Raw genomic sequence first — 25,793 nt, 5'->3', positions numbered from 1 at the left:
CGTTGAGCTTTCAAACCCAAACAGGTATCACGCAGTGGCAGCTGTTACAACTAGCAGTCAGTTTTTTAACCCGCATCCCGATAGCCCTTCGCTTTGAGGTAACTGGGGAGCACTTAAATCAAGCCAGCCGTTATTTTGCACTGGTCGGCTTAGGTTTAGGTGTCGTAATGGCTTTGACCTTTTACTGCCTACAATTGATATTGCCTAATTCAATATCCGTGCTGTTAATTATGGCGCTGAGTTTACTCATGACCGGTGCATTTCATGAAGACGGTTGGGCCGATGTATGGGATGGGTTTGGTGGTGGCTGGCAGGTATCACAAAAGTTAAACATCATGAAAGACAGTCGTTTAGGCACTTATGGTGCAGCGGCGCTTATTATTATGATATTGCTTAAATATCAAAGCTTACTGATTTTAGCTGATGAAATGAATTTGTTGGTATTTGCTATTGTTGCTGGGCAGTGTTTAAGCCGTGTTGTTGCGACCAGTATTATTTTAAGCATGGATTATGTCAGCGAAGATGCAACTGCAAAAGTGAAACCGTTAGCGATGCATTTATCTACAACAAGCTTCATTATTTTATTATTAACTGGCGCACTTTTATGTGCTTTTGCAGTGTTTTTACAGTTGCTTAATTGGCAAGGGTTATTACTCATTATTGTTAGTTTACTGCTAGTGCGCTTTACCATGATAGCATGGTTTAAGCACCAGCTAGGTGGTTACACTGGAGATTGCTTAGGGGCGGCGCAACAGCTAAGCGAGTTGAGTATTTATATCGTGTTAGTAGCCGTAATGACGAGTACAGCATTATGAAACCTAAGCACACCTTAATACTTGGCGGAGCTCGCAGCGGTAAAAGTCGCTTTGCAGAGCAGTTAGCAAGTAAAACCGAAAAGACGGTTATTTATCTTGCAACAGCACAAGGGCGTGATGATGAAATGCAGGCGCGTATTCATCATCATCAGCAGCAGCGCCCGCAACATTGGTTAGTGATAGAAGAGCCTATTGAATTAGCAGAGGCTTTACTTACTCACAGTAAAGCTGGCAACTGTATTTTAGTTGATTGCCTTACCCTGTGGCTTACAAACTGCCTATGCGGCGATAATAACTGCTGGGCGCAACAAAAGCAGGCATTACTTGATGTGCTAAATGTACTACCAGGCCAGGTTATTTTTGTTAGTAATGAAGTGGGGCACGGCATTGTACCACTTGGGCAATTAAGCCGTGACTTTGTTGATGAGTCAGGCAGGTTACATCAGGCAATAGCAGCACAAGTTGCTCGGGTTGAATTTATAATGGCAGGCTTGCCGCTCACCTTAAAAAGTAGCAAATGATGAAAACAATTATGATCCAAGGCACCACATCCGATGCTGGTAAAAGTACCCTTGTTGCGGCTTTGTGTCGGGTGTTTGCCGAGCAAGGTGTTCATGTTGCGCCTTTTAAGCCACAAAACATGGCACTTAATAGCGCAGTAACCGAAGATGGCGGCGAGATAGGCCGTGCTCAAGCGTTACAAGCAATCGCGGCAAAGGTTGCGCCAAGAATCGATTTTAATCCGGTACTACTTAAACCCAATAGCGATACTGGCGCCCAAGTGATCATTCATGGCAAAGCGATTAGCAACATGGAAGCGGGTGCTTATCACGATTATAAAAAAGTCGCGATGGATGCTGTGCTTACCTCACAACACAGATTAAGTGAAGAGTTTGAGCTGCTGGTTGTTGAAGGAGCGGGGAGCCCTGCTGAAATCAACCTGCGCGCCGGTGATATTGCCAATATGGGTTATGCCGAAGCGGTGGATTGCCCTGTAATTATTATTGCCGATATTGATAAAGGCGGCGTGTTTGCCCACTTAGTGGGTACTTTGGCCTTGCTGAGCGAGTCAGAGCAAGCGCGAGTACAAGGTTTTGTTATCAATCGTTTTCGCGGCGATATTGCACTGCTACAAGGTGGCCTTGATTGGCTTGAAAAGTACACTGGCAAACCTGTACTTGGCGTTTTACCTTATTTGCATGATCTGGCCTTAGATGCGGAAGACGCCGTTGCTATTGATAACACAGTCACGCAAGCGAAAGTCAAAATTGCGGTGTTATTGTTGCCACACATTAGTAATCATACCGACTTTGATGCGCTGCGGTTAAACTCACAAATAGATATAAACTACGTACGCCACACACAGTCTATTCCTAATGTTGATCTGATTATTATCCCTGGCAGTAAAAATGTCATTAGTGATTTAGCCTTTCTAAAAAATGAAGGCTGGGAGGAGCAAATTAAGCGCCACCTTCGCTATGGCGGTAAAGTGCTCGGTATTTGCGGTGGCTTACAAATGTTAGGCACCGATATTTACGACCCTGCGGGAGTTGAATCAAACACCCAGCAGTGTAAAGGGCTAGCACTTGCTGATTTCACAACTCAATTAGGCGTTGAAAAAGTATTGACGCAAGCATCAGCTATTATGCATTTAAGTGGCAGTGAAGCCCAAGTAACGGGGTATGAAATTCACGCGGGACAAAGCTGTGGTCCTGCACTTGAACAGCCATTGTTAAGATTTACCTTACACCCACAAAATGTGGCTCATGATGGTTTTATATCGGATGACAATAATATAGCGGGTACTTACTTACATGGCCTATTTGATAACGCTTCAGCCTGCCAATTAATACTAAATTGGGTGAAACCGAATAGTGATATTGAACAGCATATAGATATAAATACACATCGAGAGCAGCAATTAACGCGCTTAGCTGATATGTGCAAACAACATTTAGACATTCCACAAATTATTAAAATTTACCAAAACTGGAAAGGAGCGAGCAGATGAGCGACACAAATAACGACAAGCACCAACAACGGCAACAAAAAGTAAAAGACAAAGTGGACGAACGCATCGCTGCGGCGCAAACAGAAAAGGGCGTTTTTCAGGTTATTACCGGTAATGGTAAAGGTAAATCAACTTCAGGTTTTGGTACGGTAACACGCTGTGTCGGCCATGGTATGAAAGCAGCCGTGTGCCAATTTATAAAAGGTACATGGCCTTGTGGTGAACGCAATATATTACAGGGGGCAGGTGTTGAGTTTGTTATAATGAATACCGGTTTTACTTGGGAAACGCAAAATAAAGAGTCAGACACCGCCGCCGCGCAAGCGACTTGGCAAGAAGCTAAACGCATGCTTGCTGATGAATCAATTAACCTCGTATTGCTTGATGAAATTACGTATATGATCACCTATGGCTACATTGATTTAGAAGAGGCGTTAAAGGTGATTGCCAATCGTCCTCCGATGCAATCTCTAATCATAACTGGGCGCGGCGCACATCGTAAATTAACGGAGTTAGCCGATACAGTAAGCGAAGTACGTAACGTTAAACATGCTTTTGATGCCGGTGTAAAAGCGCAAATTGGCTTTGATTACTAATGCGGGTGTTAAGACTCGCATTATTTGTTTGTTTTGCCTTGGCCAGTGTTAATCTACTGGCTGACACTAATAAGCAACAATTGAGAATTGTGGCCCTTGCGCCCCACATTGTGGAAAATTTATATGCGATCGGTGCTGGCGCACAAATTGTCGGCACGGTCGAATATGCCGATTTTCCAGAGGCGGCAAATACGATCCCGCGTTTAGGTGGTCATCAAGGTATTCAAATAGAAAAGCTTTTAGCGCTTAAGCCTGATTTAGTCTTGGCATGGAAAACAGGCAGTAAAATTGACGATTTAGCTTTGATAGAACGTATGGGTGTCGAAATTTCATACAGTGAAGCTAATGAAGTTGAGAAAGTAGCCGATGAGTTATTAAGGTTAGGCAAGATCACCGGCCGTGAAGAATCTGCAAAACACGCTGCAAATCAGTTCCAGCAAAAGCTCAGAGCTATAAAAGCAAAGCAACAAGCAAAGTCGAGTGTTGCTATATTTTATCAGCTATGGCCTGAGCCGATGATGACGGTCAGTAAAAATACCTGGATCAATCAACTTATTGAAATTTGTCATGGCAGCAATGTATTTGCTAATAACCAAACAGATTACCCACTTATAAGTATTGAAAACGTGATCGTTGCAAAACCAGAGGTGATTATTCTTCCTGAAGAAAAGTCAAAAATCAAACAACCAGTTATTGATTGGCAGCAGTGGCCTGAAGTCCCCGCGGTTAAGCTTAATCAGTTTATTCAAGTTAACGCCGACTTACTACACCGATTCACCACCCGTATGCTTGATGGGCTAGATGATATGTGTAATAAAATAGATCAATCTAGAGCGGTTATAGAGGATGCAAAATGAGTCAGTGGCAAACATTTTTACAAAGCGAATGTGCTAAACCTTATATGCAAGATACCCTTGCTTATGTTGCCCAAAGGCGCAGTGAAGGCGTTGCGGTTTACCCACCTGAGCATCAAGTGTTTAGTGCTTTTGAGGCCACGGAGCTTAGCAATATAAAGGTGGTTATTTTAGGGCAAGACCCATACCACGGCGAAGGACAGGCTCATGGCCTATGTTTTTCTGTACAACCTGAGGTGATTAAATTACCACCATCGCTGAAAAATATTTATAAAGAGCTTGTTGCTGATATACCCGGTTTTGTAGTACCACATCATGGTTACTTGCAAAGCTGGGCTGAGCAGGGCGTATTTTTATTAAATACCGTACTGACTGTGGAACAAGGTCAAGCGCACTCTCATAAACATTTAGGGTGGGAGCAATTTACCGATAAGGTGATCACCCATATTAACGATAATACGACCGGTGTGGTGTTTATTTTATGGGGCGCTCATGCGCAAAAGAAAGGTAAGGGGATTGATGTAACCAAACACTTTGTGCTGAATGGCCCACACCCATCACCGCTTTCAGCGCACCGAGGCTTTTTTGGCTGTCAGCACTTTTCTAAAGCGAATAAGCTACTTGAGCAGCAAGGCAAGGCCGCTATAAATTGGCAGCTGTAAGTAACCTGAGGTTAAAAATTAAAAAGGCCGTTAGCTGTTAAGCATGCGGCCATTTAATTTATTACTTGTTAAGTTAAAAATCTAACTCATCAATCGCAATGTTGTCTGCAAAATAGTCTAACTCCTGTAGTTCTTTGCGTAAGCGTTGCTTATCTTTCAAAGCTTCGATTTCGCGCCATTTTCTCTTTTTATTCTTCTGAGAGGTCTTTTTTGTTGTACTAGGACCTTCTAATATTTCTAAAATATCGTCTAGGCTATCCATGAACTTCTCCTATTGAATTTTGAACCTCGGAAATACCTATATCACAGGCCAAACTAAAATAGAATAAAAAAGTGACACTAATGTTACGTAAATGTGATGGCTGGATTAAATCTTTAACGTTAAAAAATAAAAAACGCCACAAATGTGGCGTTTTTTAAAGTAAGTGTTTATTCACTTATTATTTTAGTGGTTACATTGCCATAAAGCGTGCTTCTAATTGCTCTTGCGCGTCAGCAAATGAGCGAATACCTTCAGCTAGTTTTTCTGTCGCCATAGCATCTTGGTTATGTAACCAACGGAACTGAGACTCTGTAAGTGGCTCAGGTTTTGGCTCTTTAGGAATATCACTTTCAAGTAAGTATTCTTGAGCGCCTTCAAGCGTGCCTAAGTCTTCTAACAGGTTAGGGCTAATAGTTAGCTTGTCACAACCCGTTAGCGCGATAATTTCGCCGGTGTTACGGAAGCTTGCGCCCATAACCACGGTTTTATAATCATGGCGTTTGTAAAACTCAAAAATGCTACGAACCGATTGCACACCAGGGTCTTGTAGTGGGTCGGTTGGTTTTTCCATACCATTTGCAACGTGCCAATCTAAAATACGGCCGACAAACGGTGAGATTAAAAATACGTTTGCGTCGGCACAGGCGCGTGCTTGGGCGTCGCTAAACAATAAAGTAAGGTTACACTTAGTGCCTTCTTTTTCTAGTTGCTCTGCGGCTTTAATGCCTTCCCACGTAGAAGCGATTTTAATTAATATCTTATCTTTGCTCACGCCTTCTTTTTCATAAAGGCTTAGTAAAGTATGGGCTTTATCGATAGTTGCTTGGGTGTCAAATGATAAACGCGCATCGACCTCGGTAGAGATATAACCCGGTACAATCTCGCTGATTTCTTTACCTAGTAATACGGCAAAGTAATCGCAAGCTAGTTCAAGTTGTTTGGCGGCATCTTGCTCGGTTTCTTTAGCATAGCTAAATGCTTTATCTAAATAAGGCTTATACGCTTCGATCTCGCTGGCTTTAAGAAGTAAAGATGGGTTTGTCGTCGCATCTTCTGGTTGGTGTTTTTTAATCGCTTCAATATCGCCGGTGTCGGCTACGATAGAAGAATGTTGTTTGAGCCTTTGTAGAGCTGAAGTCATTTGCTTTTCCTCATTCCAAGCAAGTTAAAAGAAAATCTACTGTAACTACCTTATACTGCAACACTGTGACAGCGCTTGATAGGTCATATGTCCGTATCAGTAAAGAACGAAGGCGCAATGCAAATTTTGCCGCGCAAAAGTAAGGTAGGACTAAACAAAACGTGCATTTCGTTTCATTTAATGTTGAAATTGACATTAAATAATTTACAAGTCAATAGCTAACTATGATCACTGTTATTTCACCTGCAAAAAATTTAGATTTTGAAAGCCAACCTACTACAGATAAATTCAGTCACCCTGAGCTGCTAGAGCACAGTGAAGAGCTGATGAGTGTTTGTCGTGAGCTTACACCTGCACAAATTAGTAGCTTAATGAAAATCAGCGATAAGCTAGCAGGGCTTAATGCTGCTCGTTTTAGTGAATGGTCACAGCCGTTTACTACAGAAAATGCAAAACAAGCCGTGCTCGCTTTTAACGGTGATGTATACGGTGGTTTAGCCGCCGATACACTCACAGCTGAGCAGCTTGATTACGCGCAAAGCCATTTGCGTATTTTGTCTGGTTTATATGGGTTACTGAAGCCGCTTGATTTAATGCAAGCGTACCGCCTTGAAATGGGCACCAAGCTTCATAACAGCCGCGGCAAGAACTTGTATGAATTTTGGGGCAGTATTATTGCTAATAAGCTCAATACAGTTGTTGCTGAGCAAGACAGCCAATACTTAGTGAACCTCGCCTCAAACGAGTACTTTAAAGCGGTTGATAAAAAAACCTTATCTGCGCAAATTATTACGCCACATTTTAAAGACTGTAAAAATGGTCAATATAAAATTATTAGCTTTTACGCTAAAAAGGCGCGTGGCTTAATGGCTCGTTATATTATCGAAAATAAAGTAACTCAATTGAGTCAACTAAAACAGTTTACAGTGGATGGTTACTATTTTAGTGAAGAAGCGACAAGTAAAGAACTTGAGCCTGTATTTTTACGCGACGAGCAAAATTAAGCGACATTTAAGCTTTAAATAAACCACGCAAATGCGTGGTTTTTTATTTTTGGCGTTTATTTTGCAATAACCTGATTATTAAATAATAGTTTTCAGGATCAATCATGCTAAATATCCCTTCAATTAGTGAAGCCGAAAAGCTTATCGAAGAAAAGCTCGGAGGCTGGTTTGATATTGTTATAAGCCATATACCTAACTTTATCGTCGCAGTACTGATTGCCATTGTATTTTCAATTCTCGCGCGCTTTTTAGGCTCCATGGTGCGTAAGGTTTTACGTAGATCGTTAGACTCCAAGCAAATAGCCGATTTAATGGCGTCCATCTTCAAGATGGTCGTCTTATGTGTTGGGGTCTTTATTGCTCTGGATTTTATGGGGTTAAAAGGCACGGTTACTTCATTGCTTGCAGGTGCCGGTATTGTTGGTTTAGCAATTGGTTTTGCGTTTCAAGATATGACCGAAAACCTCATCGCAGGCATCGCCATGGGTATTCGAAAACCCTTTAAAACTGGCGATGTCATTAAAACCGATGATGCTTTTGGTACGGTTAAATCAATTAATTTACGTAATACCCTGATTGAAAACTTTTATGGTCAATTAATTCTAGTGCCAAATAAAATCCTATTTCGTAATGTATTACGTAACTACAGCACCTTAGGTGTTCGCCGCATTGAAGTGCCTGTGGGGATTTCATACGGTGATGATCCAGAACAAGCTGCTGAGGTGATAGTTAAAAAAATCAATGAGTTTGATTTTGTTATAAAGCAAGACGAAACCGCAGTTTATGCAGAAGGGTTTGGCGATAGCAGCGTTAATTTATTAGTTTGGTTTTGGATAAAATACCCCGGTGAAGCGGATTTTATGACCGTAAGGCACAAAGCGGTTGTTGCCGTTAAACAAGCATTAGCAGAAGCTGACATTAGTATTCCATTCCCAATTCGCACGCTCGATTTTGGAATTAAAGGGGGTGAAAAGCTTGATGCGATGATTAGTCAAAAACAGGATAGCCAAGATTAAACTCGCTTAATAGATACAAAGCGTATGCCGGAATGCGCTTTGTATAATGTACTTTTTACTTAACCTTAATACTAATTTACACGCATTGATGCAGAGGATTTAACTGACACACAACTAAATTCAAACTAAAGTTAGGTAAACTTGATCTTGAATAGTGGGGGGTTAGTTTGTGTGACAACAATGAGCTTTATCCGAAAAATCCCTGCATTAGATGTTGCTGCTTAGATAGTAGAGATATTTGTATTGGCTGTTTTCGCAGCCTTGAGGAAATACTTGAATGGCATAGCGCTTCAATCAGTCGAAAAGAACAAATACTTGCAACATGCCAAGGGCGTAAAGCTGTAGCAAAAAAATAACGACTTTAACGGTGCTAAGGATCAGCCAATCAACATACTTTTAGAGCACATTCTTTTGTCCTCGATATGAATTTTTCATAAATATAATTCCAGTATTTATCTAACCTGTTGTAAATAAGCTCTATTTTTTATTTTAAGCCGCCGTAAAAGTCGTTTTTGAGTAACTTTTACGCAAAATGATAGCGCTGTCATTTTTGTTGGTGTATGATTAATTTTATGTAATAAAAATGGTTTTAGTATTGCTATACCTCGGGTTTACCAAGCTTTTATGGTGTACGGCTAAAATAATTAATTAAAATAAACTGTTGAGATAAAACTATGGAAGCAACCGTCGAGTTAGAAGCAAATACTAAGCACAGTATTTGGCTGCCAATGACATTGGCAGGATCAATGTTCTTTATTTTAGGGTGTATAACCTGGCTGAATGGTGCAATTACTCCATTTTTACAACAAATGCTGGTGTTATCACCATTACAAGCTTCGTTTATTATCTCTTCATTTTACATTGCCGTAACGGTTGCCGGTATTCCATCGGCCATGCTAATTAAGCGGGTTGGTTATAAAAATGGTATGGCGATCGGCTGTGCTATTATGGCGGCCTCTGCATTAATGTATATCCCTGCTGCAAAGCTGCAAATGATTGAAATATTCTTATTTGCTCAATTAATGATTGGTGTGGGGCAAACAATCTTGCAAACAGCGATTAACCCTTATGTGGTAAAAATGGGCTCTGAGAAATCAGCTGCAGTACGTGTTTGTATTATGGGCTTATTAAATAAGTTTGCAGGTGTAATTGTACCGGTGATTTTTGCTGCCGTAGTAGTAAGTGGTGTCGTTGCCGACGGAGAGCAATTATCGCAAGCGCAAAAAGATGCGATGGCAAATAGTTTAATTTTACCTTATTTAGCTATTGCAGGCTTTATTCTATTGTTTGCACTCTTTGCTAAATTTGCACCATTACCTGATTTAGTCTTCGAAGAGTCTGAAGGGAGTGGCAAAGGAGAAGTAAAAGAAGCCTTACAACATCCTCACCTAGTATTTGGTGTAATTGGCATAGCTCTGTACGTGGCTGTGGAAGTAATTGCCGCTGATACTATTGGTTCTTACGCGTTACAAATAGGTGTCGCCGACTACTCTGTAATGACCTCATACACTATGGCGTGTATGTTAATTGGTTACGCCATTGGTATAGCACTTATTCCACGTTTTATGTCACAACAAAGTGCTCTCGTTATGTCGGGCGTTGCAGGCATAGTGACTGTGCTTGCAGTTATTATGGGGAGCAATGATTCGTTTATTATTGCTAACCTGTTGTTAGTCCCATTTGGTGGCCCTGAACTTCCAGACCCATTGTTATGCATTGCATTACTCGGTTTTGCTAATGCTATGGTGTGGCCTGCTATTTGGCCTTTAGCGTTAGCTGGGTTAGGGCGTTTAACAGGCACGGCTTCAGGCTTATTAATTATGGGTATTGCTGGTGGCGCTTTAGGCCCATTATTGATTGGTCTAGGAAATGTCGTTGGCCTTGGCCCGCAAGGTGCTTACGTTGTGATGATCCCAAGTTATTTATTCATTTTATTCTATGCGCTTAAAGGCCATAAAATGAAAAGTTGGAAGTAGAATAAAGTTAGTCAGTTAGCGAGAGTAAAGTTAGCGAGTTAGGAAAGTTTGTAAGTGAGCAAAGGCGCGGTTAATACCGCGCTTTTTTTATTAGACTTTGAACCAATAACAACGTTGGCCTGTTAACTTAAACGTAGGCTGATAAATTCAGCGAGTTTAGCTACCGCATGTTCAGGGTGTTCTACACGGTTTATTAAGCTAATACCAATGCGGCCAAGTTCGGGTAAATCTTTAGTGTGTAACTGATAATTTAACTCATGTGGCACGGTACTTTTGGCAAGTACGGTAATGCCTAAGCCTTCTTTGAGCGCTGCGGTGAGGCCGGTTAAATCGGCGTTGCTATAACTTATGCGGTATTTTATTCCGGCCATTTGCAGCGCCTCTATAGCACGGCGGCGGTAAATACAACCTTCTGGCGCAGTAACTAAAGTAACCACTTCGTTTTGCGCCAATGATAAGTCACCCACCCAAACAAGTTGGTCTTGCATAAATACCGGGAATTTCTCAGAGTTTAAATCTTCATTTAACGCCAATACTAAATCAAATTGATCTTCACGTGACACTGAAAGTAAATGCTTACTTAAACGTGATTTAACCTCTAGCGATACATCAGGGTATAGCGCGATAAAATCGCCAATGATAGAGGGCAATATACGCGCGGCAAATTCGCTGGGAATACCTAACCTTACTTTGCCGGTAACGTTTTCTTTAGTAAACAACTGTAAGATACTGTCGTTTTGCAACAGCATGTGTTTTGCCATCGGCAATAATAATTCACCATACTGATTAAGCACTTGGCGCTGACCTTGTTTTTTAAATAGTTTATGGCCGAGCATATCTTCAAGGCGCTTAATTTGTAAGCTCACAGCAGGTTGCGATAAACCTAACAATTCTCCGGCTTTGGCGAATCCACCTACCTCAACCACGGTAATTAAGGTGCGTAATCCATCTGTTGAAATATTCTTCATATAAAAAAATTCAATTTATAAGGTTAAATACATAATTATTATTTATCAATTGATAAGAAATTACAATTTGTTGTTGCACGCCACCCGCAATATACTTTTGTGACTATAGATTGATAGGTGTCAATGATGACTTTTACTCCAATAATGTTCGCTCGTCACAGCCAGCTAGATGCGCCGCAAAGCAATATGCTACAGGCCGATAATAATAGTGTGGTCATTGATTTTAGTGGCACTGAGGCAATCCCATTTTTAACGGCTATTTTAGGGTTAGATTTAAATAAACTAACCGCCAGTGGCTTAGGCTTAAAAGGCACGTTAGACGGCGACTTAAATAGCACCTATAGTTTTGCTTTATATTATTTTAGCGAGACCGCATTTAGATTTGTTTTACATAGTGATGCCAGCGCCCAATTACAGTCACTGATTTGTGAGCAGCAACTGCGTTACGATATTGAGTTTGTTGTGCGTAGCGACTTAGCTGTTTTAACGTTAGGTGGTGAGCAAGCGTTTGATACTTTGATTGACGCTTTTAAGCTAACACCGGGCTTGCGCTTATCTAACGCAACAAGCTGTTACGGCGCACAAAGTGGCGAAGTATTTATTACCGCCATCGATAAACAATCTCAGCAGTATTTTCAGCTGGTGGCTAAGGCCCCAGAGCTTGCAAAGTGGCAGGCAACATTACAGCAGCATGGGTTTGATTTAACCTTGGCAGAGGTTGCTTAACCAGATTTTAAAATTCGGTTTTTAAACCGAGTTTATAGTAACAAATTCGCAATTTGGGTGTCAGTGCAGTACAACTTATGTATAATCGCCGCCCATGTTATTCCCCCTCATTAAATTGAGGCCACGCCCAAAATTGGGTTAATTATAAAGTGAAGGAATATTATGACTTCTAAAACAGTTTTACATGCAAAGCACCTTGAAGCTAACGCTAAAATGGTTGATTTTCACGGCTGGGAAATGCCAATCAACTATGGTTCGCAAATCGAAGAGCACAACGCAGTGCGTACCGATGCTGGCATGTTTGACGTATCGCACATGACGATTGTGGATGTTAAAGGCGAGCAAGCACAAGCATTCTTACGCAAATTAGTTGCTAACGACGTGGCTAAATTAACTGTTCCAGGTAAAGCCTTATACACAGGTATGCTTAACGAACAAGGCGGCGTAATCGACGACCTTATCATCTACTTTTTCTCTGAAACGGATTACCGTTTAGTGGTTAACTCAGCAACTCGCGAAAAAGATTTAGCGCATATGGCTAAAGTATCAGCCGATTTTGCCGTTGCAGTAACGGAGCGCCCAGAGTTTGCCATGATTGCAGTACAAGGCCCTAACGCTAAAGCAAAAACAGCGACACTTTTAACCGCTGAGCAACAAGCAGCCGTTGAAGGTATGAAGCCGTTTTTTGGTGTTCAAGTTGGTGATTTATTTATTGCGACAACAGGCTATACTGGCGAAGACGGTTACGAAATTGTAGTACCGAACGAGCAAGCTGCTGATCTTTGGCAACAACTGCTAGATGCAGGTGTTAAACCAGCAGGCCTTGGCGCACGTGACACACTGCGTTTAGAAGCAGGTATGAACCTTTACGGCCTAGATATGGACGAAAGCGTTTCACCACTTGCAGCAAACATGGCGTGGACCATTGCGTGGGAGCCTGAAGATCGTGACTTTATCGGTCGTGATGTATTAGTTAAGCAACGCGCAGAAAAAAGCACAGACAAATTAGTTGGCCTAGTGCTTGAAGAAAAAGGCGTATTGCGTAGCGGTTCAAAAGTAATCGTTGAAGGTGGCGAAGGGGTTATTACCTCTGGTACTTTCTCACCTACACTTGGTTTTAGTGTTGCTCTTGCACGTGTACCACGTTCAACAGGCGAGACAGCCCAAGTAGAAATGCGTAAAAAATTAGTTAACGTAAAAGTAGTAAAACCAAGCTTTGTACGTAACGGTAAGTCTGTACTTTAAAGTATTAATTAAAATTTGGTGTTATCACCCAATAATACCAATCATGTTGAGTTATTAACCACTTATAGCGACAGATAAATAGAGTGATAACAAAGCATTAATTTTGATATGTAGTTGTTCTACCTGATAAATTAATAACGCAGTCAGCGCTTTATTTAGACCGCTAGAATGGTTAAATATTTAAGTTGATTGGTATCAAAACCAAAGGAACAAAAAATGAGCAATATCCCTAGCGATTTAAAGTATGCCTCTTCACACGAGTGGGTTCGCAACGAAGGTGACGGTACTTTCACTGTAGGTATCTCTGAGCATGCACAAGAGCTTCTTGGCGACATGGTTTTTGTAGAATTACCAGAAGTTGGTGACGAAGTAGACGCTGGCGAAGATTGTGCAGTTGCAGAGTCTGTTAAAGCAGCATCAGATATCTACGCACCAATCGGTGGCGAAATCATTGCAATCAATGAAGAGCTTGAAGATGCACCAGAAACTGTAAACAACGACGCTTACGGCGACGGTTGGTTATTCCGCATTAAAGCATCTGATGAGTCTGAGCTGGAAAATCTGCTTGACGCTGAAGGCTATGCAAACACCATCGACGAAGACTAATTATTAGTTATTGTTGAGACTAAAAGCCCCACAAACTTGGGGCTTTTATGATTTTACCGCTTACCTTTCCATACATTGTAAGTCATTAAATCAAAAGCTTTTAAGTTATTGCTGGTCACCCATTAGCGATAACCATTTATTTTTTGGATCATAGGAATCTGGACAAATGTCAAACGCCAAATCTCTTGAACAATTAGAGCAAACGCAAGATTTTATTCGCCGCCATATTGGGCCAAGCCCAGCACAAGTAAGCGATATGCTAAGTGCTCTTGGAGTATCGAGTGTTGAAGAGCTGATCGGTCAAACTGTACCTGCAAGCATCCGCTTAGAGCAAGGCCTTACAGTGGGCGAAAGCCGCACTGAAGTTGAAACACTAAGCTACTTAAAATCAGTAGCCAATAAAAATAAAGTGTTCAAATCTTATATTGGTCAAGGCTACCACCCAACTCACGTACCACACGTAATTTTACGTAACGTACTTGAGAACCCAGGCTGGTACACAGCGTACACTCCATACCAACCAGAGATTGCTCAAGGGCGTTTAGAGTCATTATTAAACTTCCAAACTATGACCTTAGACCTTACCGGTCTTGATTTAGCAAGTGCATCATTACTTGATGAATCAACCGCAGCTGCAGAGGCAATGGGCCTTGCAAAGCGTGTTTCTAAAGCTAAAAAAGCCAACATCTTCTTTATTGCTGATGACGTACACACACAAACAATCGACGTAGTTGCAACGCGTGCCGACCAGTTTGGTTTTGAAGTGGTAGTTGGTCCTGCGGCTGATGCCGTAAATCACGAAATTTTTGGTGCGTTATTCCAATACCCATCAACATCAGGTGAAGTGGTAGACATCACTGATTTAATCGCTGGCGTACAAAGCAAAAAAGCGATTGCCTGTGTTGCAGCCGACATCATGAGCTTATTACTATTAAAAGCACCGGGTAAACTGGGTGCAGACGTAGTACTTGGTTCTGCACAGCGCTTTGGTGTGCCAATGGGTTACGGCGGTCCTCACGCGGCATTCTTTGCCACGCGTGATTCGTACAAACGCTCATTACCAGGTCGTATTATTGGTGTATCTAAAGACCGTTTAGGTAACGATGCACTACGTATGGCAATGCAAACGCGCGAGCAACACATTCGCCGCGACAAAGCCAACTCAAACATTTGTACAGCGCAAGTATTACTTGCCAACATGGCAGCGTTTTACGCGGTGTACCATGGTCCACAAGGCTTAAAAACAATCGCACAGCGTATTCATCGCTTTGCTGATATTTTAGCCGCTGGCCTACAAGCTAAAGGCGTAAACCTGAAGCACAACACATGGTTTGATACCCTAACTGTTGTTAGCGATGACAAAGACGACGTAGTAGCTCGTGCAGTTGCTAATGGCGTTAACTTTGCAACTAACCATGATGGCGAGTACTCAATTGCAGTATCAGAAACCACAACCCGTGCTGACGTAGCCGAGTTATTCGACATCATCCTAGGTGAAGGCCATGGTTTAAGTGTTGATGCAATTGCTGCTGACATTGAAGCAAACGGTAGCGAGTCAATTCCGGCAAGCCTAGTACGTGATGACGAAGTGCTAACGCACCCGAACTTCAATTCGTACCACAGCGAAACTGAAATGCTGCGTTACATTAAGCGTCTTGAAAACAAAGATTTAGCGCTTAACCACTCAATGATCTCGTTAGGTTCATGCACTATGAAACTAAACGCGACAGCTGAGATGATCCCAATCACGTGGCCTGAGTTTGCTAACCTTCACCCATTCTGCCCGCTAGACCAAGCAGAAGGTTACCAAATCATGATTAACGAACTACATGATTGGTTGGTTAACATTACCGGTTACGATGCCGTATCACTACAGCCTAACTCTGGCGCACAAGGTGAATACGCAGGCTTAATCGCGATTCGTAAATACCATGAGTCGCGTGGTGATGCACACCGTAATGTATGTTTGATCCCAAGTTCAGCGCACGGTACAAACCCTGCATCTGCACAAATGGCGAGCATGAAAATCGTGGTTGTTGATTGCGACAAAAACGGTAACGTTGATATGGCTGATCTTAAAGCGAAAGCTGAAGAAGTATCAGAAAACCTATCATGTATCATGATCACATACCCGTCTACGCACGGCGTATACGAAGAAACAATCCGTGAAATTTGCGACATCGTGCACCAGCACGGCGGCCAAGTTTACATGGATGGCGCAAACATGAACGCCCAAGTAGGTGTTACTAGCCCAGGTTCTATCGGCTCTGACGTATCGCACTTAAACTTGCATAAAACGTTCTGTATTCCACACGGTGGCGGTGGCCCAGGTGTTGGCCCAATCGGTGTTAAATCACACCTTGCGCCATTTATGCCAAACCACAGCGTAATTAACGTACCTGGCACTAACGTAGGCAACGGCGCGGTATCAGCAGCACCATACGGCTCTGCGGCTATTTTACCTATTTCATGGGCTTACATCACCATGATGGGTAGCGAAGGCCTTAAACAAGCCACTGAAATGGCGATTGTGAATGCTAACTACTTAACTCACGAGTTAAGCCAGCACTTCCCAATTTTATACCGTGGTCGCAACAACCGTGTTGCTCACGAATGTATTGTTGACTTACGCCCATTAAAAGATGCATCAGGCATCACTGAAATGGACGTGGCTAAGCGCCTACAAGATTACGGTTTCCATTCACCAACTATGTCGTTCCCAGTAGCGGGCACGCTGATGATTGAGCCGACTGAATCTGAGTCTAAAGTTGAGATTGACCGTTTCATCGAAGCGATGGTGTCAATCAAAGGCGAAATCGACAAAGTGATCTCTGGCGAATGGTCTATCGAAAACAACCCGCTAGTTTTTGCACCGCATACACAAGGCGACGTACTTGGTAATGAGTGGGACAGAGCATATGACCGCTTCTACGCTGCATTCCCAGTACCAGCTGTTGCAAAAAACAAATTCTGGCCAACAGTAACGCGTATCGATGACGTATACGGCGACCGTAACCTAGTATGTTCATGCCCAGCGGTAGAGACATACAGAGACTAAATTTTAAAAAATTCCAATTAAAGATTGGGAATTGATAAAATTTTAAAAGCCGTTGCAGCAATGCAACGGTTTTTTTGTGTGCGTTTAAACATTGTAGACGCACAGCTTGCTGGCGTGTTGGGCGAAGCCCAAATAAGTATTTGAATAGGTGTTTGAGGTTATTATCATCGATAACGCGAATTTATCTGTTTTTTAGAGAATAGAAACCTTATTCAAGGTTTTGTCGCGCTGGCGACGGCAGTCAAAGAGGGGCTGCCGCTGACCCCTCTCTGGACACTCTGTAGGAGCTGACTTTAGCCGCGAATATTTTCCACCCGAGCATCACGCTATTTCCTTCAAATAATTAATTGATGTGAACGTAAACGCCATGAAAGCACATCCATGTGCAAGCATGGCTTTCATTTCATCCATGAAATGAATTACTCATCAATTGCTTATTTTCAGGGTGTGATGACGGGGGAAGGGTGTTCAACGTGAGATTGGCATTTTATGAAATTTACAAGTGCAATAAGTATCCAGTTAAGGTACTTTGATTGCGTTAATGTTACTTTTATATGATGGGATATATGAATTTAAGGATTGTTTTTCTATTAATGCTGGTGTTGGCTTTTAATTTAAGTGCCGATGAGCATAAGTACCAGCAATACTCAAAAAAAAAGTCATTCCATAAAACGGTTGATAATTTAAGTATAGCCGTATTAGATATAGAACCTAATAATGGTGCTATATTATCTGAAATAGCTGTTTTTGGCGAAACAGGGGCTCCCATTGCAGTAATTTGTGAGGGGAATGATATTGCACATATAAATGGTGGTTGTGAGATTATATCTAATGAGGCTGTTAATGTTTTTTTTGATTTTCCTGAATATAGTCAGCATACAATTTATTATCGACCCAACGTAATTGTTGATGGTTATAAGCTTATACAAGCCGTTGTAATCGAGAATAAAGTGCAAAAACTTGTTTTTCAAGATTCATTTTCTCTAGAAATGTTTTTTGTATCCAACAATGAACAACTTAGAAATATAATTAATAATAAAATTAAAATAAGGGAATTTAAGCCTAATAATGATCAATTAGAAGGTGATGCATTAGATCCAGTTTAGGCTACCGTGAGTTATATAAGAGTTTACGCAAAGAAGGTTTTAAAATAACGCGCTATAAAGACAAGTAATTCAATGGCGAAGCTCAATTTAGTGGTTAAAAAATGAGTAGTTTAGAACCAAGTGGGTCACCCATTAGAAAGTTCCGGTCAAGCAGGCAGCTTTGTTTTTTTGACCTTTTCATTCAAAAAATTAAGTGTTGTTATTTATCCTTGCATGTTAGTTTTAGCTATGCTTATATGTACCTAAATAACAGCTATTTCCTGTGTTTTTGAACTCTTTAACCTTTTTGTTAAAGTCGAAAGGTTGAGTCATGTGTCACTTGTGTATTTTAATTATACTGAAGTGACACATGGCTCTAAAAACGACCTTTTAAACTGTTAGTTTGGGCCAATAGAATAGCCTTTAGCGTAACTTAAATTTCGTAACGAGTTGTGCAAGTTGCTCAGCCTGGTTATTTAAAGTATTAGCTGAGTGGGCTGCAATTTGGGTATCGCGAAGTGAGCCTTGACTAGATTGTTCAATATCTGACACATCTTTAGCCATTTCGCAGGCAACAACAGACTGCTCCTCTGTTGCAGTAGCAATTGACTGAATCATAGTTGCAATCTCACTGGCTCCTAACACTATGCTCTCTAATTGTTCACCAGCCTCTTCAGCTAAAGTAACACTCACATTTACTTGCTCAACGCTACTTTGCATTGAGTTAACTGCAATTTGAGTTTGGTTTTGAATAGATTGTACGGTGTTCGCAACTTCCTCAGTTGCTTTACTTGTACGTTCAGCTAACGTTCTTACTTCATCTGCAACGACAGCAAACCCGCGACCTTGTTCACCCGCTCGTGCAGCTTCAATTGCAGCGTTTAATGCCAGTAAGTTAGTTTGCTCTGCAATTCCACCAATAACGCTTATCACATTACCTATTTGCGCACTTAACTCACCAAGCTCTGTTACAGTAACTGCAGTAGATTGCACTCGGTTCGAAGCACTTTTAATTTCATACACTGTACTCTTTACAGATAAACCACCATTGCTCGCTAGTGTTCTTGCATTTTCGGCTTGATTTGAGGCTTGCTGGCTTTGACGTGCAACTTCAGATACCGTAGAGCTCATTTCTTCGATCGCTGTGGCAACATGAGTTGATTGATCCGCTGACTCTTGGCTTCTGGTTGCAATTTGGTTGTTTGTGTCGGCTATATCTGTGCTAGAGGTTCTCACCTCTGATACCACTGTGCTAATTGATTCTAATAAACTATTCAGTGATACTGACATTCTATTAGTCGCGTCAGCTAAAGCATCTATTTCATCTTTCCCTTTATGTACAATTGCTGCTTTTGAAATATCACCATCGCTGATGCTATTTGCGGTCTCAAGTACTAGAGACAGGCGAGTTAATATTGAACGACTTATTAAATATGCAACAGTAAATCCAACAAAGGTAGCAACTAGCGTAATTGAAATTATAATTGTAAGCGATACATTAAGGCCGCTCACTAAATACGCTAATGTAGATATTGCATCATCGCGCTCTTCGGTTGCAGAGGTTTGCAGTATTTTTGTTAACTCATCGACTATACTCATTTCCAAACGCTGTACTTCATGCTTCGCTAAAGTATGTTGCTGTGGTGTGTAATCATTAAATATTTCATTGACATTATTTTTTAATTTATTAAAGAGTATATTTATTCTTTTAATATCAGAAAGTTCTTCAGGCTTATGCTCAAGTGCATTTAATAAATTCAAATATTTGTTGAAAGTTGCGGTGTTTTCTTCAAAATTTTTACCTGCATTTAAATTGCCATCTAAATGAGCTGATAAAGACGACAACATATCACTGGCTTCATCAACAAGCTCTAAATAATAACGTACGCTAGGTAAGTTGTTGGTTAGTGTTTCATTGATATCGGTTTCTTGGAGGGCATCAGCAAGCTCTTTATTTTTCAATTTTTCTAATAATGCTTCAAGTTCTTTGCCTGTTGTATTGGCTAAGGCAACAGCACGTGTTTGTGCTTTCTTAAAAGTTTTAGGGTTGTATCGCGCAAAAATATTTGTAGTAACTTTCTGATGAAAATTGTCAATAAGGTGATGTATGCGGATCATTTTCTCACGATCTCGTTGATTCGCAGATTCGTATTTTTCTAACTCATTTAGGGTTTGTTTAAAAAGGTCATACTGCTTACTAAACTCAATTGCCTTATTCACATCGCCAGCAAGATATTCGAGTACATTATTTTGCATTTGATAGAGCTCACTTAACTGGGTCATATATAGGATAAGCCCCGGCAGATCATCACTTTTAATCTCTAAAGCTCTATTTGTTTCTGTTGAAACTTTGAACCATACAACAGTACTAGAAATTAGCATTAAAGCTATAATGCATGAAAATGCACAATACAATTTGATATTTAGTTTCATATTACTCAACCCTTATCTGTGAAGTGGGCGAATTTTAATCGCATTACCGTATTTAGGTAATAAGCGGATTGCCTTATTTATCATTAATTTTTTATTAAAGTTATAAAACTATATCGTTTGGTATTTTCTAGGGCAGAGAGAATTTTCATTTACAAATTTTTTTATCTAGACTTATTGATAAGTATGGGAATTTTTAATGGTTATAAGTTGGAAATAAATATTAAACCTTTATATTGACTGTGCCTTTTAATTAATATTATTACATTTATGCTAATTTTTTGAAGCATATTAATAAGTTTAATACCCTTTTAGGCTTACCTAATAGGTATTAATTATTAGGGGCTTTAAACGTATGATAAGGCTTTGGATTATTGGGTGAATAATTTTGAAGAATAAAGTGTCATTCAAGTATTTTGGTTCTGCATTACGATATACAACTCTACAATTATGAACCAAATTGATTGGAGTAAGCAGCCTTAATTGGGCTAATTAGATTATACGTGCGTTCCCAAAATGGTGTTTATGAAGAGCTGCCTACGCCCGTTTGAAATACTCGCACGCTATTTCCTACAAGCTACAATTGATACAGGATGGGTATTAATCGTTAGATTACTGGTTGGGTTAGTAAGGAGAAGCTTTACCTAGGTTGTGCGATTCATTTTTTTAATGTTTCTACTACTTCTAAACTTATTGAGTCATTAAGGGCGATAAACAAGGTGTCGATTGGTTTGAGTTGGTATGGTTGTTTCCTTTATAGGTGCTATTCTTATGTGGCTCCACTATAAAGTGAGTTTCTACTCAACGTGTATGTTAGCTTCAACAATAGTGTTTATATAGGTGAGCTCCTCACTAAAAATACCGTTAAAAAATGCACTTTGTTCAATTACTGCGTTCTCATTAGGTTGAGCTTGGTATTCTTGTTGGCACCTTACAAGTTCACAGGTTAACCACTGGCACACGTCGGTCGCAGTATTAATTGCTGTATTTAAAAAGTACGGCCATTTTATTTTTTGTAAATTAAACCGGTAAAGGGTCACCGCGATATGACTATAAGCTTGTTGTTCGGTTGAGCTCGAGCAACTAGTGAGGCTGTTATTGCTTAGCAGCTTGTTGGTGACAAGTGCCTCTTGCAGTGCAGTTTGTTGCGGTTTACTTAAAAAAGTCGTTGTCATAAGGTGTTGGCTATCTCTACTAATTGGAAAATAAGGTTACGCAATTTGCTTTAAGGCTCACGTGACCTTGTTAATGCAGCAACAGTGATAGCAATGTCGGGCTGACTCTTTACTGAATTATTCAAATACAATTGTAATTGAGCTGTTGGCTTGGTCGTTACCACTTGGATTTATACCGCTCAGTTATAGCGATATGTGAAAAGAGATCGACACTGGCCATAAACCAGTACAACATAGCTAGGCGGTAAACTATTTTGTAAAGGAGTTTTCATTGGATTCGCTGACACAGGTTGTACTTGGTGGCACAGTTGCTTATTCAGTACTTGGCAATAAACTAGGCCGAAAATCGTTATTGATCGGAGCGGTATTAGGTACCTTGCCTGACTTAGATGTGTTGATAAATTTTGGTTCTGAGATTGAGAACTTTGTTTATCATCGCAGTTTTAGTCATTCTTTAATTATACAGTTATTGCTCAGTCCCTTATTTGCTTGGCTATTGCTAAAAATGAGCTGGGCTAAAGGTGTGTCACAACGGCGTTGGACAGTCGCTATTTTTTTAATTTTAAGTACCCATGTACTACTAGATAGTTTTACAGTGTATGGCACACAGTTACTGTGGCCGCTTTTGACATACCCGTTTGGTATTTCGAGTATCTTTATTATTGATCCTGCGTACACTGTGCCGTTGTTAATCTCGTTTATCGCACTTTGTTTTGTACGTTTTAAGCCATATGCTCAACATATCAATATTTGTGCCCTTATCGTAAGTTCGCTTTATTTAAGCTGGAGTTTATTAGCTAAATGGCATATCAATGACAAGGTTCATCAGGCACTACAGAATCAAAATATTGCATTTACGCACTTTGAAAGTACGCCCACAGCGCTAAATACGCTACTTTGGCGAGCTGTCGCTATAACTGAGCAAGGTCATTATGAGATTTATGCGTCAGTGTTTGATGTAATAGAAAATATTGATATAGATTTTTACCCGACAACAAACGCATTATTAACTCAGTTTGAAACAGAAAAGCCCATCACATTATTGCAAAACTTCACCAAAGGCCTTTACGGTGTGTATCAACAAGATGAAAAGTTAATAATGAGTGACTTAAGAATGGGTCAAGAAAGTTATTATGTATTCTCGTTTGTGGTTGCACAGCAACGTAATCAGCAGTGGGTTACTGGGGGTTACCAAAAGCTGAATAATAGGCTTCCACTAGATAAGCTCGAACTCATTTTTTCGCGCATTACAGATCCTAGCGTTGATTTATCAGCTAAAGCCACTGATTAATAAAGTGGCTTTTGATTGGACGTTAATCAGAAAAGTCTCCCTTTTAAATAGAGGGTAGCATGTCTATAAGTTAACTATCGCTGGGAACCAGTTGGCTAACACGACCCCAAATAAACCCACTAAAAATACAATGGCTATCAATACCATTAAGCTTGCAGTGATAAGTGTAATAACTTTATTCGTGGTATTTTCTGCATATCGTACCAGCTCAGCAATAAGCAAAGGGAGCACATATGAGCAAATACTTATAGCTAACACCGTTGGGCCGGTAAACGTGGTGGTATCAACTCCTAAAGTACCAAATATTAAGAACCAAGCAAAAATCATCAAGCGAAAAAATAATACCCCATTTGCTGCGAGATATAAGCGTATTGCCCATATTTTATGAAGAGCAATATTACGTTTTCTGGCTGCTGTTACAGCTAACAGACTTGATAAGATGACCACGCCGCCGCCAAAGATAGTTAACCCATGCATCAAGGTATTGCCAACGGTTCCTCTGGCGAGTATCAGGTAAATACCTGCCATTGAAATGGTGCAGGCTAATAGCACAAAAATACGGCCGTTATAACGGTGAAAGCGAGGATGCTTTGTTCGTATAGCGGGGATTAATTGTAAGCTGCCGCCTATAATCATCACAATCGCTAATAATACATGTGCCGCATACATGAAGTTTCCTGCTGCATCATTAGCAACATAAGCTGTGCTATTTAGCCGATTCCAATCAGACATTCCGCTAGTGGCGCCCGTAAGCCCGTACCCCAAAGTGAGGTATGTCACAAAGCAGAACTGCGCCATGAGAAGGCACGTAAACCATATTTTTTTACTGTTATTAAGCAGTGAATTTGGGTTAAGTTTGATTTTATACATGTGTTTTTTCTTTTTCTACATTAAACGAATAACGCAAATATAAAGGGCTTGAAGGGCGGTTTCTTATCAAATTTGAAATTTGAGCAATGATATAAGGGTAATTTTGAGAATTAATTAACTTCTACAGACACATTCCCTAACAAAGTCTTTTTGCTAACTGAAAAGTTACTTTGTACTATGTTAACTAGGTAAGTTTATACGTCAGGTTAAAAGCGCACTGTTATGCAAAATACGTCTCCTTATTTTCTGCTGGTTTTCATTTGTATGAGTTTGATGCTTGTAAATGCGCTTAAAAAAGATAAGCAGCTGGTTCATTATTTATTTGTCGTATTTTGTGGCTCGCTGTGTATGGTGGGGGCGCAAAAACTCAGTGCACCGAGCGTGGGTGAATATCAGTATTTTATTGGCTTGTTTACTTGCGCAACGTGTAATGTTTCGTGGTTAATTTCACGGGCCTTATTTCGCGAACACAATCCTATTTCACGCAGACATGTGGCCGTTGCTGCAACTATCGCGCTTTTGATCATGTTTAATCAAACATGGCACTATTTGGTTAGCCTTGACCCGCAACCACTTTCTAGCAGTCAAATAATGTGGCGATTAAAACAAGGCATGAATGAAATAACAGGTTTACTTTCGTCGTGCATTTTAGTGCTTTCTTTTTGGGAATCGCTGAGAGGTTTCAATAGCAAAACACACGCTCAAAAAGTGCAGTCGGTGATTTTTGCTAGTGCGTACTTTTTAGCGGTTGTTAATGCCAGTATATTACCTGTATTTATATTTAGCCCAGAGGAGATTGCGCTCTATAATCCGCTAATTATCACCTCTTCTGCGCTGTTAATTGTATTTGCAATGCACACGGTCATGACTCTTCAAGTAAGTAACTCAAACAAGCAAACGCGAGATCAAACTGATAAGAATGAGGTTGGTTTTGATAGTGATGAAGTAAAGCATTCCAGTGATAGTAATCATCAAGAGCAAATACCACCCGAGTTGGTGGCAGGCATTTCTAAACTTATGAACGAGCAGCAGTTATTCTTACAAACAAATCTTAAAATTTCAGACTTTGCACAAGCACTTCAGGTGCCTGAATACAAAATTAGCCGCGCTATTCGATATCATTATAAGGTGGCTAACTTTAATCTGTTTATTAACCAATACCGTGTAAATTATGCGAAAGGGTTATTAGCAAGTGAGCAAGCTAAAGAATGGAGTATATTGAGCATTGCACTTGAGAGCGGCTTTTCTTCCCTTGCAACGTTTAATCGTGTGTTTAAAAGTATTGTGGGCGGTATTCCTAATGAGTATCGAAAACAAAACGGTTACAGCCAGAGCGAAAGCATGATAGTAGTGGTTGAGTAGCTACTTTAGTAGAAACTGAAATGTAGGAACATTCTTGAATTACTTAGCTCACCTTTATTTAGCAAAGCCTACGGCCGATTCACACTTTGGAAATTTACTCGGTGATTTTGGTGGTCGTAAGCATATAGAGCGGTTACCTATGACGGTGGAAAATGGGTTAGACAACCACTACTTGGTTGACAGGTTTACCGATGCTCACCCCTTAGTAAAAGAAGCTAAGCAGTACTTTTCATCTAAACGTAAGCGCTTTGCTGGGGTGGCGATTGATGTGCTATTTGATCATTTTTTAATTCAACATTGGCATGCTTTTAACACGCAATCATTGTGTGACTTTAAGCAAATGAGTTATGGCTTTTTACAACAGCGTATTTCTGTTATGCCGGGTAAAATGCAGCGAGTAGTCATCAGTTTGACCGAAAACGATTGGTTTAAAGAATACGAAACCCTCGACGGTGTGGGGCTAGCACTTGATAATATTGCAAAACGCATTCGCTTTACTAATCAGTTTACTGGTGCGGTGGAGGATATCGATCGTAATTACCGTGAGTTAGATGCGCTATTTTTAGCGTTTTTTCCAGAACTTATTGAGCATGTGAAGCAGCAGGGGATTGAAAAGGTCTAAGTTTTCAGTAGTTACAAG

At 40.6% G+C, this 25,793-nt stretch carries 24 protein-coding genes; 18 read left to right on the top strand and 6 right to left on the bottom strand.

The genetic code is table 11. The annotated features are described in order from the left end of the window. Positions 1-2: 2 nt before the first annotated feature. Genes NQT69_RS08635 through ung form a run of 6 tightly spaced genes read left to right on the top strand, consistent with a single transcriptional unit; the run spans position 3 to position 4,938 of the window. Positions 3-815, top strand: a complete 813-nt coding sequence (locus NQT69_RS08635) for an adenosylcobinamide-GDP ribazoletransferase (protein WP_256827242.1) — start codon at positions 3-5, stop codon at positions 813-815. Next, positions 812-1,336, top strand: a complete 525-nt coding sequence (gene cobU, locus NQT69_RS08630) for a bifunctional adenosylcobinamide kinase/adenosylcobinamide-phosphate guanylyltransferase (RefSeq protein WP_256827241.1) — start codon at positions 812-814, stop codon at positions 1,334-1,336. The genes NQT69_RS08635 and cobU overlap by 4 nt, the downstream gene beginning before the upstream one ends. Then, positions 1,336-2,826 (top strand): cobyric acid synthase, encoded by a 1,491-nt coding sequence (locus NQT69_RS08625; RefSeq protein WP_256827439.1) that lies wholly within the window; start codon positions 1,336-1,338, stop codon positions 2,824-2,826. Before cobU ends, NQT69_RS08625 begins: the two co-directional genes overlap by 1 nt. Continuing rightward, entirely contained in the window at positions 2,823-3,422 is a 600-nt protein-coding gene (gene cobO, locus NQT69_RS08620) for a cob(I)yrinic acid a,c-diamide adenosyltransferase (RefSeq protein WP_256827240.1), read from the top strand. The genes NQT69_RS08625 and cobO overlap by 4 nt, the downstream gene beginning before the upstream one ends. Next, the gene (locus tag NQT69_RS08615; protein WP_256827238.1) at positions 3,422-4,279 is read left to right on the top strand and encodes a cobalamin-binding protein; all 858 of its coding nucleotides are present in this window, start codon (positions 3,422-3,424) and stop codon (positions 4,277-4,279) included. Before cobO ends, NQT69_RS08615 begins: the two co-directional genes overlap by 1 nt. Continuing rightward, positions 4,276-4,938 carry a uracil-DNA glycosylase gene (ung, locus tag NQT69_RS08610; protein WP_256827237.1) on the top strand — a complete coding sequence of 221 codons (663 nt, stop codon included), beginning with the start codon at positions 4,276-4,278 and terminating at the stop codon, positions 4,936-4,938. Before NQT69_RS08615 ends, ung begins: the two co-directional genes overlap by 4 nt. Before the next feature lie 73 nt (positions 4,939-5,011). Here ung and NQT69_RS08605 read toward each other — a convergent pair whose 3' ends face one another. Both NQT69_RS08605 and tal read right to left on the bottom strand, forming a co-directional pair. Beyond that, complete coding sequence (locus NQT69_RS08605; RefSeq protein WP_087530970.1) at positions 5,012-5,200, bottom strand: DUF3545 family protein; 189 nt, start codon at positions 5,198-5,200, stop codon at positions 5,012-5,014. 190 nt (positions 5,201-5,390) lie between these two features. After that, positions 5,391-6,341 carry a transaldolase gene (gene tal / locus NQT69_RS08600; protein WP_256827236.1) on the bottom strand — a complete coding sequence of 317 codons (951 nt, stop codon included), beginning with the start codon at positions 6,339-6,341 and terminating at the stop codon, positions 5,391-5,393. 224 nt (positions 6,342-6,565) lie between these two features. Between tal and yaaA the strand changes: the two genes are divergently transcribed. From yaaA to nagP, 4 genes are all read left to right on the top strand, one after another. Beyond that, positions 6,566-7,345 (top strand): peroxide stress protein YaaA, encoded by a 780-nt coding sequence (yaaA, locus tag NQT69_RS08595; protein WP_256827235.1) that lies wholly within the window; start codon positions 6,566-6,568, stop codon positions 7,343-7,345. A 104-nt stretch (positions 7,346-7,449) separates the two neighbouring features. Beyond that, on the top strand, positions 7,450-8,361 hold the full coding sequence (locus NQT69_RS08590; protein WP_256827234.1) for a mechanosensitive ion channel family protein: 912 nt from the start codon (positions 7,450-7,452) through the stop codon (positions 8,359-8,361). Positions 8,362-8,528: 167 nt separating this feature from the next. Next, positions 8,529-8,717 (top strand): DUF1289 domain-containing protein, encoded by a 189-nt coding sequence (locus tag NQT69_RS08585; protein ID WP_256827233.1) that lies wholly within the window; start codon positions 8,529-8,531, stop codon positions 8,715-8,717. 318 nt (positions 8,718-9,035) lie between these two features. Then, positions 9,036-10,337 (top strand): N-acetylglucosamine MFS transporter NagP, encoded by a 1,302-nt coding sequence (gene nagP / locus NQT69_RS08580; RefSeq protein WP_256827232.1) that lies wholly within the window; start codon positions 9,036-9,038, stop codon positions 10,335-10,337. 122 nt (positions 10,338-10,459) lie between these two features. On the opposite strand, the gene NQT69_RS08575 is transcribed toward nagP, so the two are convergent. After that, positions 10,460-11,305 carry a LysR family transcriptional regulator gene (locus NQT69_RS08575; RefSeq protein WP_256827231.1) on the bottom strand — a complete coding sequence of 282 codons (846 nt, stop codon included), beginning with the start codon at positions 11,303-11,305 and terminating at the stop codon, positions 10,460-10,462. Positions 11,306-11,431: 126 nt separating this feature from the next. On the opposite strand from NQT69_RS08575, the gene NQT69_RS08570 reads away from it, so the two are divergent. The 5 genes from NQT69_RS08570 (at position 11,432) to NQT69_RS08550 (ending at position 18,046) form a co-directional block, all read left to right on the top strand. Next, entirely contained in the window at positions 11,432-12,031 is a 600-nt protein-coding gene (locus tag NQT69_RS08570) for a hypothetical protein (protein ID WP_256827438.1), read from the top strand. Between the two features lie 162 nt (positions 12,032-12,193). Then, on the top strand, positions 12,194-13,276 hold the full coding sequence (gcvT, locus tag NQT69_RS08565) for a glycine cleavage system aminomethyltransferase GcvT (RefSeq protein ID WP_256827230.1): 1,083 nt from the start codon (positions 12,194-12,196) through the stop codon (positions 13,274-13,276). A 216-nt stretch (positions 13,277-13,492) separates the two neighbouring features. Beyond that, positions 13,493-13,882, top strand: a complete 390-nt coding sequence (gene gcvH / locus NQT69_RS08560; RefSeq protein WP_256827229.1) for a glycine cleavage system protein GcvH — start codon at positions 13,493-13,495, stop codon at positions 13,880-13,882. 166 nt (positions 13,883-14,048) lie between these two features. Further along, a complete protein-coding gene (gene gcvP, locus NQT69_RS08555; protein WP_256827228.1) occupies positions 14,049-16,940 on the top strand; it encodes an aminomethyl-transferring glycine dehydrogenase in 2,892 nt (963 codons plus the stop codon). 566 nt (positions 16,941-17,506) lie between these two features. Next, positions 17,507-18,046 (top strand): hypothetical protein, encoded by a 540-nt coding sequence (locus NQT69_RS08550; protein WP_256827227.1) that lies wholly within the window; start codon positions 17,507-17,509, stop codon positions 18,044-18,046. Positions 18,047-18,448: 402 nt separating this feature from the next. Here NQT69_RS08550 and NQT69_RS08545 read toward each other — a convergent pair whose 3' ends face one another. Together NQT69_RS08545 and NQT69_RS08540 are read right to left on the bottom strand one after the other, a co-directional pair. Next, positions 18,449-20,308: a methyl-accepting chemotaxis protein gene (locus tag NQT69_RS08545; RefSeq protein ID WP_256827226.1), complete on the bottom strand. Its 1,860-nt coding sequence runs from the start codon at positions 20,306-20,308 to the stop codon at positions 18,449-18,451. A 944-nt stretch (positions 20,309-21,252) separates the two neighbouring features. Further along, the gene (locus NQT69_RS08540) at positions 21,253-21,630 is read right to left on the bottom strand and encodes a hypothetical protein (protein ID WP_256827225.1); all 378 of its coding nucleotides are present in this window, start codon (positions 21,628-21,630) and stop codon (positions 21,253-21,255) included. A gap of 271 nt (positions 21,631-21,901) precedes the next feature. Here NQT69_RS08540 and NQT69_RS08535 point away from each other — a divergent pair, with 271 nt between their 5' ends. Beyond that, positions 21,902-22,921 carry a metal-dependent hydrolase gene (locus NQT69_RS08535; protein ID WP_256827224.1) on the top strand — a complete coding sequence of 340 codons (1,020 nt, stop codon included), beginning with the start codon at positions 21,902-21,904 and terminating at the stop codon, positions 22,919-22,921. 63 nt (positions 22,922-22,984) lie between these two features. Here the strand turns inward: NQT69_RS08535 and NQT69_RS08530 are convergent, their stop codons facing one another. Further along, positions 22,985-23,653 (bottom strand): DUF2306 domain-containing protein, encoded by a 669-nt coding sequence (locus tag NQT69_RS08530; protein ID WP_256827223.1) that lies wholly within the window; start codon positions 23,651-23,653, stop codon positions 22,985-22,987. A gap of 402 nt (positions 23,654-24,055) precedes the next feature. On the opposite strand from NQT69_RS08530, the gene NQT69_RS08525 reads away from it, so the two are divergent. Next, positions 24,056-25,153 carry a helix-turn-helix domain-containing protein gene (locus tag NQT69_RS08525; RefSeq protein WP_256827222.1) on the top strand — a complete coding sequence of 366 codons (1,098 nt, stop codon included), beginning with the start codon at positions 24,056-24,058 and terminating at the stop codon, positions 25,151-25,153. A gap of 34 nt (positions 25,154-25,187) precedes the next feature. Next, positions 25,188-25,775: an acyl carrier protein phosphodiesterase gene (locus NQT69_RS08520; protein WP_256827221.1), complete on the top strand. Its 588-nt coding sequence runs from the start codon at positions 25,188-25,190 to the stop codon at positions 25,773-25,775. The last annotated feature ends 18 nt before the right edge of the window (positions 25,776-25,793 follow it).

Source organism: Pseudoalteromonas shioyasakiensis, assembly GCF_024518675.1.
Lineage (GTDB): Bacteria > Pseudomonadota > Gammaproteobacteria > Enterobacterales > Alteromonadaceae > Pseudoalteromonas > Pseudoalteromonas shioyasakiensis_B.
This window is presented reverse-complemented; position numbering and strand designations above follow the sequence as displayed.